Source organism: Mycobacterium sp. UM_Kg27 (assembly GCF_000972905.1).
Lineage (GTDB): Bacteria > Actinomycetota > Actinomycetes > Mycobacteriales > Mycobacteriaceae > Mycobacterium.
The window spans coordinates 1-10,203 of sequence record NZ_JRMM01000148.1 but is presented as its reverse complement, the minus strand read 5'-3'; the positions used below and the strand labels follow the sequence as shown (position 1 = coordinate 10,203).

Annotated in this window: 6 protein-coding genes and 1 pseudogene; 4 read left to right on the top strand and 3 right to left on the bottom strand. The window is 69.7% G+C overall.

Features of this window, described 5'->3' with window-relative positions; translation table 11 throughout:
* The 3 genes from LI94_RS18300 to LI94_RS18290 all read right to left on the bottom strand — a co-directional run.
* The coding region (locus LI94_RS18300) for a galactan 5-O-arabinofuranosyltransferase (protein ID WP_192831000.1) at positions 1 to 1,770 on the bottom strand (1,770 nt) is incomplete at its 3' end.
* Positions 1,771 to 1,951: 181 nt separating this feature from the next.
* Positions 1,952 to 2,716, bottom strand: coding sequence for a decaprenylphospho-beta-D-erythro-pentofuranosid-2-ulose 2-reductase (locus LI94_RS18295; protein WP_046302080.1), 765 nt, complete (start codon positions 2,714 to 2,716; stop codon positions 1,952 to 1,954).
* A complete protein-coding gene (locus tag LI94_RS18290) occupies positions 2,717 to 4,099 on the bottom strand; it encodes an FAD-binding oxidoreductase (protein ID WP_046302079.1) in 1,383 nt (460 codons plus the stop codon). It lies immediately after the preceding gene.
* A gap of 77 nt (positions 4,100 to 4,176) precedes the next feature.
* Between LI94_RS18290 and LI94_RS18285 the strand changes: the two genes are divergently transcribed.
* From LI94_RS18285 to LI94_RS23930, 4 genes and pseudogenes are all read left to right on the top strand, one after another.
* On the top strand, positions 4,177 to 4,725 hold the full coding sequence (locus LI94_RS18285; protein WP_231384242.1) for a hypothetical protein: 549 nt from the start codon (positions 4,177 to 4,179) through the stop codon (positions 4,723 to 4,725).
* A 43-nt stretch (positions 4,726 to 4,768) separates the two neighbouring features.
* Positions 4,769 to 5,575: pseudogene (locus tag LI94_RS18280) on the top strand (AMP-binding protein).
* A gap of 12 nt (positions 5,576 to 5,587) precedes the next feature.
* On the top strand, positions 5,588 to 6,103 hold the full coding sequence (locus LI94_RS25105; protein ID WP_152664869.1) for a hypothetical protein: 516 nt from the start codon (positions 5,588 to 5,590) through the stop codon (positions 6,101 to 6,103).
* Between the two features lie 822 nt (positions 6,104 to 6,925).
* Positions 6,926 to 10,203 (top strand): PGRS repeat-containing protein (locus tag LI94_RS23930; RefSeq protein WP_343252078.1); only part of this gene is annotated, 3,278 nt, incomplete at its 3' end.

The window sequence follows — 10,203 nt, the reverse complement described above, 5'->3', positions numbered from 1 at the left end:
AGATGTGTATAAGAGACAGGTGTAGCGCCGCACATTGGGATGGTTGGGGTAGACGTCCTTGGCCAGTCGCAGCGTGTAGCTGTCCCCGGCGCCGGGACGCATCAGAAATACGGTCGGCGCCGGCCACGCCAAGTCGTCGAGCGCGTGGGTGAACTGCTCGGGGGTCTCGAGCTTGGACCAGGCCTCGATCGCGGCGGCGCGCGCGGAGAACTGCGCCAGCGGGTTGGCGTAGTGCGGCGTCAGCCCCTGGAAGCCCCAGTAGGGGTAGTAGGACAGGAAGCTGTAGTCGGCGGTGAGCACCACCGTCTCGTTGCGTGGCTTGCCGGTGGCCGCGGTGATAGCGGCATCAACGGCCTCGTAGTACTTCGCCGCGCCGGGTGGGCGCCGGTCGCCGCGATCGCCGTGGCCGTCGGTGTCGGTGTAGGCGACGGTGATGTCGGGCCGCAGTACCTCGGGAATGTCTTGGCTGAACGCGATCGCCCCGGCCAGCCCCACCGTGGTCGCGACCGGGTAGACGATGGTGTGCCAGCCGTGCGCGGCCCGGCCGAGCGCCTGGGCGCCCTCGATGAAGCCGAACACGCCGGCCGTGGCCAGCAGCACCGTCAGCGTCGGCTGGAGCCGGAAGCTCAGCAGGGTGGTGAGGGCCAGTGTGGACAGCATCGACAGCAGCGACCACAGGTAGACGCCGACGACGCCGATCGCCAGGGCCCCTGCTCGGGTTGACTTGGTGGCCCGCGTCACCAGCCACAGCGTGCCCAGCAGGCACAGTGCTCCCAGCAGCGTGAACTGCAGCATCGGGAAGCTCAGCTCGGCGCCGTCGCCGGGCAGGTAGTGGAAGGCGCTGCGCGACTCGCCGGCCGGGTGGTACAGCGCCTGCCGCAGATAAGGCGTCCAGGTGAGCGACGCGATGGCCGTGGCGATCACGCCGATCACCGCCAGCCGGCCCAGCGGGCTCAGCGCGGCTTTGGCGCCGGCGCGTTTGATCGCCCGCGACGCCGCCAGCAGCGCCGCCATCAGGGCCACCGTGAAGGCGGTGTAGGCCACCAGCAGGGTGTAGAAGGTGGCGGCAAAGCCCAGGAAGACACCGGCGCCGACGACTGCGCCCCAGCCTCGGCCGGACGCCCGCAGGCCCGACCAGGTCAGGATCAGCACCGGGGGCAGCAGCACGGTGATCATCGCCGCGTAGGGCTCCGGGGAGCTGTAGGCCAGCGTCACCGCCGCCCCGGCGACGGTGGCCAGCAGCGCGTACTCGAAGCGGAGCATCTTGTTCCACAGCACCAGCGCGACCGCGACGGCCACCGTTATCGAGGTGATCGCCCACGGCTTGTACATCTCCCAGGCCGGCAGCCCGGTCCAGGCCGCGGCCCGCCCGCCGAGCCAGAACCAGCCGGGCGGGTAGAACGGCGGCAGCCCGAGGTAGGTCATGTCGGCCAACGCGGGACTGTCGGTCAGCCGGGTCAGGTATTCGGTGCGGAACTGCTGGTCCACCGAGATTCCGAACAAGTAGAGCTTGGTGGCCCCCAGCGGCATCGCCAGCGTCACCACCGAGAACGCGCTGGCGAACACCACCGCCGCCAGCCAGGCCAGCGCCTGCCGGCCGCGTCGCCACAGCACCGCGGCCGCGGCCAACCCGGCCAGGCAGCAGACCTGCCCGACGGTGGTCAGGGCGTGCAGTTGGTTCGACGACGGGTAGGCCGGCCACTGCACCCGGGCGATCGCCACCAGTGCGACCACCGCGACGACGACGGCGATGATGCCGGCCAGGATCATCTGGGCCACCGCGTTCAGCGCATTACGCACGGCCACCACCAGTCTCAACTTTCACTCGGAAAGAGATATATGCCGATTGCCCGCCTTTGAGCGACAACGATTGTCGCTCAAAGGCGGGCAACTCACCGCAGCCTTCCCCGCCGTGACGTGTGTGACGCACGAGGCTGGCGCGGCTCATCGGCTAGATGGGCAACCGGCGGAAGATCGCCCGCGGGACGTGCCGGAGCACCATCATGACGTAGCGGAACGCCCCTGGCGCCCAGACGATCTCCTTGCCCTTGGCGGCTGCGGTCACCGCCAGTTCGGCGACGTCTTCCTTGTCGACGGTCAACGGTGCTTCCTTGACATGCGCGGAGAACCGGGTGCGCACCTGGCCGGGCCGGATCACCAGCACCCCGACCCCGTCTTCGCGAAGCGCATCGCCCAGGCCGAGGTAGAAGCCGTCGAGCCCGGCCTTGGTGGAGCCGTAGACGAAATTGGTCCGGCGGACCCGCTCACCGGCCACCGAGCTCATCGCGATGATCTGCCCGAAGCCCTGAGTGCCCATCTTGCCGGCGAGCAGCACACCCACCGATACCGCTGCGGTGTAGTTGATCTGCGCGACCTGAACCGCCTTGGCCTGGTTGTGCCAGAGCTCCTCGGCGTCGGCGTCCATGCCGAATGCCACGATCGCCACATCTATATCGTCGGCGCCGAAAGCGGAGTCGATCATCGCCGGGTGGCTCGCGGTGTCCAGCGCGTCGAAGTCGACGATCCGCACCGACTTCGCGCCGGCCGCCTCCATCGCCGCCACGGCGCCGTCCCGGCCGGGATCACCGGGCAGGCAGGCCAAGATCACGCTCGCCGAGGCATTGCGCAGGTAGCGCGCACAGATCGCCAAACCGATCTCGGACGTGCCGCCCAGCAGCAGAATCGACTGGGGGTTTCCGGTTGCGTCGAACACCATCTACAGAAGCTCCAAACGTCGGGCCATATCGGAGGCGAAGATCCCGTCGGGGTCCACCTTGCGGCGCACCGCGATCCATTCGTCGATCCGCGGGTACATGGCGTGGAAATTCTCCGCTGTGGTGCGAGAGTCCTTGGCGGTGTAGAGCCGGCCGCCGAACTCCAGCACACGGCGGTCCAGCTCGTTGAGCAGCTCGTTGACGCCGGGTTTCATCGGGAAGTCCAGGCACACGTTCCAGCCGGGCATCGGGAAGCTCAGCGGCGCTTCGTTTCCCGGTCCGAACAGCTTGAACACGTTGAGCGCCGAGTAGTGCCCGCTGGCCTGGATGTCGATGATGATGCTCTTGAACTCCTCGACAGCCTCGGTGGGCACCAGGAACTGGTACTGGGCGAAACCGGCCGGCCCGTAGCCGCGGTTCCACTCACCAAGTAGGTCCAGCGGGTGATAGAACTGCGTCAGGTTCTGCACCTTGCGGCGATAGTGGCCGCCGCGACGGTAGTACAGCTCACCGATGGCGCTCAGGCTCAGCTTGTTCATCAACCCGTTGGGGAAGATGTCGGGCACCGTCATCAGCTGTGGCGCGTCGAACTTCAGCGGATTACGGGCCAGCTTCTTCGGCAGCTCGTCGCGCAAGGCCAGCCGTCCGCGGGTGATGGTGGCGCGGCCCAGTTTCGGCGGCGGGCTGATCGCGTCGAACCAGGCACTGGAATAGGTGTAGTCGGCTTCGCTGCCGTCGCTGTGGAAGGCGATGGTCTCGTCAAGAGTGGTGGTGTTGTCGCCGTCGTTGATGAAGTACGCCGTCTCGGTCGGCGTCATGGCAATCGTGGCGCGCAGGATGATCCCGGTCAGGCCGTTGCCGCCGACCGTGGCCCAGAACAATGCGGCCTCGTCACCGTCTGGAGTCAGGTGCCGCACCGAACCGTCGGCGGTCAGCAACTCCATCGACACCACGTGGTTGCCGAAGCTGCCTTCACTGTGGTGGTTCTTGCCGTGGATGTCGCAGGCGATCGCGCCACCGATGGTGACCTGGCGAGTCCCGGGCAGCACCGGCACCCACAGCCCGAACGGCAATGCCGCCTTCATCAACTGATCCAGGCTCACCCCGCCGTCGACATCGACGACACCGCGGTCGGCGGAGATCGAGTGGATCCGGTTCAGTGCGGTCATGTCGACCACCAGGCCGCCGCCGTTCTGGGCGTTGTCGCCGTAAGACCGGCCCAGGCCCCGCGCGATCACGCCCCGGCTTCCGGAGTCGGCCGCCCGCGCCACCGCCTTGGCGATGACCTCGACATCCGGGGTCGACAACACCTGCGCCACGCTCGGCGCGGTGCGGCCCCAACCGGTGAGGCGGCGTGGTGTGGTCTGCGGCTCGGTGCTCAACATCGCACATGAGGGTACCGGCAACGCGCCGGATCCTGGTTGCGCGTGACTAATGCGAGCTGTCCCGCTACGATCGCGCAATGCCTGAGACTCCTGCCAGTGAATCTTCGTCTGCCAAGCCCAAGAGCGCGGGTTTTCCGCAATCTTCCACCACCGCGTCGGCGTTGTCGGTGCCCACCATCGCCGCGTTGGCGCTGGCCGTGATCGGCATCGTTTTGGCCATTCTCGGTTGGTTCCACCCGTCGACTAGCCAGAAGTTCTCCGACGACCAGCGCGCCGACGCCAAGGGCAAGATCTGCGAGGCGCAGGCCGTCGTGCGTCAGGGCACCCAGTTCAACACCAACCTGCAGAACCCGGTCCCGGGCGACCTGGCCGGCGACCTGGCGGTGGGCACCAACGCGCGGCTTTCGCTGTTCGCCGGCGGCGCCTTCCTGCACCAGAACCTTGAGGCCAACCCGGCCACCCCGGGCGACCTGTCGAAGGCCGTTGGCGACATGGCTGACACCCTCGAGGCGCTGAGCATCAACTACCTGGCCGGGCACTCGCCCGAGGACGCCGTCCAGCAGCCGCTGCGCGACCAGCTGCGCGGGCAGATCGACGTCCTGGACAACCTCTGCCAGCAGCAGTAATTCAGCAGCAGTAATTTCGTTCGATCTCCAGGTGCGCTGGGCGATGTCGAGGACAGAGCCCAGCGCATCTTCATTGGTGGACCTGCTTGGGCAACAGGCCGACCGCCACGGCGACAAGGTCGCGTTCCACTTCTGCCCCGAGGGCGACGACGAACACGACCGGCTGACCTATCGCGAGCTGGATCGCCGGGCCCGGGCAGTCGCCGCCGGTCTGCAGCAGCACGGCGCGGCGGGTCAGTGAGTGCTGATCTTCTGCCGGCCGGGTCTGGACAGCATCGTCGCCTTTTTCGGGTGCCTGTATGCCCGCGCCGTCGCGATACCGGTGGACGCGCAGTGGACCTCGGCGCGGATCGAGGCAATCGTGCCCGACGCACGCGCCGAAATCGCGTTGGCCACTGCCAAAACCCAAGACGGGATCCGGGCTGCAGCGGACCGCGCAGCCGAGGCGGCGGGCTTGCCGCCGCTGCAGTGGTTCGCCACCGAAGAATTGAGCGGCGATGAATCTGCAGCCGATCGCTGGGCGCTGCCGCCGGTGACTGCGGCGACCGTCGCCGCAATCCAGTACACCTCCGGAACCACCCAGGCACCCAAGGGCGTGGTGCTGAGCCACGGCAACTTCATGCACAACCTTCAGACCGTTCGCCAGACCTGGAACCCGGCGCCGGACAACCCGGTGTTCCATCGCCCGGTGGGTTCGGTGACCTGGCTGCCGCAGTACCACGACCTGGGCCTCATCGGCGGCGTGCTGATGACGCTGTATGTCGGGACGACCACGGTGGTAATGTCGCCGGGCGCCTTCTTGATGCGCCCCATGCGCTGGCTGGAAGCGATGTCCCGTCCGCGGGCGTGAACGGAACCGCCGGTGGCAATGGCGGCCTCGGTGGCAACGGTGGTCAGGGTGGTCTGCTCGCGGGCAGCACCACCGACCGTGCCGCGTCGGGTACCGGCGGCAATGGTGGTGCCGGCGGCAACGGTGGTCTCGGGGGGGGCGCACGGCACCACAGGCAGCTTGGGTGCGGGCGGCAATGGTGGTAACGGCGGCGCCGGTGGCACCGCTGGGGATGGTGGGGCCGGTGCGAACGGCGATGCCACCAACCACAAGGGCGGCGACGGCGGTGACGGCGGCGATGTCGCTTACCCGAGCGCCACGGGCGGCAACGCCGGGACCGGTTCCGGCAACGCCACTGCGGGCAGCGCCGGCAGCGTGCCCGGCGGCACGGTCGGCAATGGCGGCAACGGCGGTGACGGCTGGAACAACACCGGAACATCCGGCACCGGCGGCGCTGGCGGTGCCGGTGGCGACGGCGGCAACCTCGGCCTGGGCGGCGACGGCGGCCATGGCGGTAACGGCCCGAACGGATCGGGCCCCAACGGCTGATCCCGGTTCGACAGACCGACGCGGCTACCCGGCAACGGGGTGGCCGCGTCGCCCTTTTGGCGTCAAAGAGTGAAGCAAAAGCCATGCTTATTGCGAACTATTTCTCTTATCGTTACTGGTCACGGCGGGTTACTGGACAGTAATCCGGACGACGGATTCGCGATCGGGCGCGAATTCTGGACCCCGACCGCCTAAATCTTGGACCAGGCCCGGCAGTCGAGGTCGTCGGCCTCAGGTCTCGGCCACCCTGGCGGCGGGGCGGGAGTCACACCGGGGTCGGCGGGTGCCGCTGCACCCTCGGTGGCGATCCCTCCAACGGCGAGCGCCCGGCCGCTGCGAAGCTGTGGCCAAAGATGGCCTGCCCCTGAAGGGGTGGCGACCAGTCCGAGTCGACCGACCCAGGCGCGTCGACTCCCAGCAAACTCACCGAGCATCCGGCCTCGTTGCTGAGAGCTATCAGCGTGAACTAATGCTGTTAGACAGCTGTGAGCTAACTGATTGACAACACTAGTTGTAAGTCTATTTATGGAGTTCTGCTAACCGTAATCAGGGGTAACAAGCGAATCCACTGGCTCGGAGTCTGCTGGAGTGCACTGGGGTTGACTGAATCCGAATCACTGTTAACGTAGCTTCTCGACGCAATTGCTGTGCCGGCGTTGTGCGTCAGTTAAGGGGAGAAGCATCATGGCTCGTCATCGTCAGGGTGGATTTAAGGTTCGTCGCAACCGTGTTTTTGGTGCTGGAACCGCGGTCGGCGCGTTTCTCGCGTTTGGATTGGGGCCGTGGGCGGGGGCGCCGGCCGCGCACGCCGATTTTGACGATGTGTTGATAGACCTGTTGGGCGCCGACCTGGGCAACGCCGTTGCCGATCTGAGCGCCGACTGGGGCGACCAGGCCGCCTGGGCGGTGGTCTTCGATCCGGGGAGTTGGACGCCGTTCTTCGACGGCCTGGGTGAGCCGGCCATGTGGGATGCGATTCTTGCGGATCTGAATCTGGCTGGTATCGGGGCGGCCTCGCTGGATCTGCCCGGCTCGGCCGATGCGTCCTTCAATTGGGCTGACATCAATTGGCTGATGCCGTTCGGAAACGGTGCGGACGGCACGGCCACCAACCCCGACGGTGGCGCCGGCGGCTGGATCTACGGCAATGGTGGCGCGGGTTGGGACGCCGACGGCACCGGCGCCAGCGACGACGGTGGTAACGGTGGCCAGGGCGGTCTGTTCGGCGGCGACGGTGGCGCCGGCGGTGATGGCGTCGACGGTGGTGACGGTGGCGATGGTGGTGCCGCGGGTCTGTTCGCCTGGTTCAGCCACGGCGGTGACGGTGGCGCCGGCGGTGACGCGACCACGGTCGGTGGCGTCGGTGGTACCGGTGGCATCGGTGGCGATGCCGCGCTATGGGGCCTGTTCAGCACGGCGGGCGTCGGTGGCCAGGGCGGTGACGGGGTTGCCGGCGCGGCCGGGTTGGCCGGCAGCTTCGCCAACGGTGGCGATGGCAACGGAGGTAACGGCGGCAAGGGTGGTGCCGGCGGTAACGGTGGTGCCGGCGGCCGGGGTTCGTACTGGTTCGGCGCCGGCGGCAAGGGTGGCGCGGCCGGCGACGGTGGCAACGGTGGTGCCGGCGGCGCGGGTGCCGACGGTGCGGACGGCACCAGTCTCGACCTTGACGGCACCGGTGGCGGCAACGGTGGGTTAGGCGGCAACGGCGGCGCGGCCGGTACTGCCGGTGCCGGTGGGGCCGGTGGCTGGTTCATGGGCAGCGGTCCTGCGGGCGCGACCGGCACGGAGGGCGTCGGCGGACTCGGCGGCAACGGTGGTGGCGGTGGCGACGGCCTCGACGGCGCGGCCGGCAATGCGGGCACGGCGAGTAGCCCGGACGGTACAGCCGGTCAGGCCGGCGGCAACGGTGGTGACGCCGGGCATGCCGGTGCCGGAGGTCAGGGCGCTGGTGGTCAGGCCGGTAGCGGCACGGCGGGCGTGGCCGGTAAGGGCGGCAGCGGTGGTGCCGGTGGTGCGGGCTATGACGCGGCGACGGACTCGACTGCGGCGGCCGGTACGGCTGGCGGCAATGGCGGCGCCGGCGGTGACGCCGGCCTGGGTGGTCTGCAAGCCGACGGCACCACGCGCGGGGCTGCGGGCACGGCCGGCCTCGGCGGCAACGGTGGCGACGGTAAGGACGGTGCGGCCGGTGCCGCGGGCACCGCGCTGACGCCGGACGGCAAGGCCGGTGGCGCCGGCGGTGCCGGCGGCAACGGTGGGCAGGGTGGCCTTGAGGTCGACGGCACCACGCGCGCTGTGGACGGCGTCGGTGGTGACGGTGGCGCTGGCGGCAAGGGCGGCGCCGGCTACGACGCGCTGGGTGCTGGTGCAGGGCAGGGCATTTCGGGCGGCAATGGTGGTGCCGGCGGCGACGGAGGTGTCGGGGGCACCGGTTCGACGGCGGGCACTCACGGCGTCGGGGGTGTCGGTGGCAAGGGTGGTTCGGGCACCGACGGCGCCAATGGCGGGGCCGGAACCGCCGGGGATGCCACCAACCCCGATGGCGGCGCGGGCGGCAACGGCGGCAACGGCGGTAACGCCGGCGTGGGCGGCGCGGGTGGCAGCTCCGGCAATGGCAATCATGCTGCGACCGGTACCAGCGGTTCGGCCGGTAAGGGCGGCAATGGTGGCATCGGCGGCGCGGGCTATGACGCTGCCTCCGACTTGGCCGCGGCGGCGGGTGCTGCAGGCGGCAATGGTGGTGTCGGCGGTAACGCCGGTGTCGGCGGTATGGAGGCCGACGGTTCTCGCGCGGCTGCGGGCACTGCCGGTGTCGGCGGCAACGGTGGTGACGGCAAAGACGGCCAAGACGGTGCCGCGGGTACCCAGGCCAACCCGGACGGCACCGCCGGTCAGGCCGGCGGCGCCGGGGGTAACGGCGGCCAGGGCGGCCTGAAAGCTGACAACACGCGGGCCGCTGACGGCGACGGCGGTGACGGTGGTGCCGGCGGCAAGGGCGGTGCCGGCTACGAGGGCCAGAACGCGGTGGCTGCGGGCGCGGCCGGGGAGAACGGCGGCAACGGCGGTGCCGGTGGTGCCGGTGGTGTCGGCGGAACCGGCACCAACGCGGGAACGCACGGCGCCGGTGGCGAGGGCGGTAACGGTGGGTCCGGTGGCGACGGCGCCACGGGCGCGGCCGGTGCGGCCGGCACCGCAACCCATGTGGACGGTGCGGCAGGTCAGGCCGGTGGCGCCGGTGGTAACGCCGGCAAGGGCGGCGCCGGCGGCGACAACGGCGATGGAACCAACGCCGGCAGCGGCACCGACGGTTCGGCCGGCGCGGGCGGTAAGGGCGGTGCCGGTGGCGCCGGCTTCGCCGGTGTCGACGGCACCACCGGACGTGTGGACGGCACCAACGGTGGCGCCGGTGGCGCCGGTGGTGACGGCGGCCAGGGCGGTCTGGAAACCGACGGAACACGTGCCGCCCAGGGCGATGGCGGCAACGGTGGCGCCGGCGGTAAGGGCGGGGCGGGCCTCGCGGGCGTCACCGGAGCCGCACCGGGTGGCAGCGGCACCAACGGTGGGGCCGGCGGTAACGGTGGTGCCGGTGGTGCCGGTGGGCAGGGCACCAACGACGGCACGGCCGGTGCGGGTGGCGTCGGCGGCAATGGCGGTAACGGTGGCGCGGGTGCCGCGGGTTCGACCGGTGTCGATGGCACGGCCGGCAACGCGAACGGCACCGCCGGCGGTAACGGTGGTGCCGGTGGTAACGCCGGCAAGGCTGGGACCGGTGGCGCCAATGGCGACGGCGTGGGCAAGGCCCTCGATGGAACCGCTGGTACAGCCGGTGTGGGTGGTGCCGGCGGCCAGGGCGGTAAGGGCTTCGATGGTGCCAACTCCACCACCGCGGGCGTTGCCGGTGGCAATGGCGGCACCGGCGGCGCCGGTGGTAACGGTGGCCTGGGCGGGTTGCAGGTCGATGGCACCACGCATGCTGCGCAGGGCAATGGTGGTGCCGGTGGTGCCGGTGGTAAGGGTGGTGCCGGGTTTGACGCGGTCGCTGAGGGCGCGGGTGCTGGTGTCTCGGGCACCAATGGTGGTGCCGGTGGTGATGGTGGTGC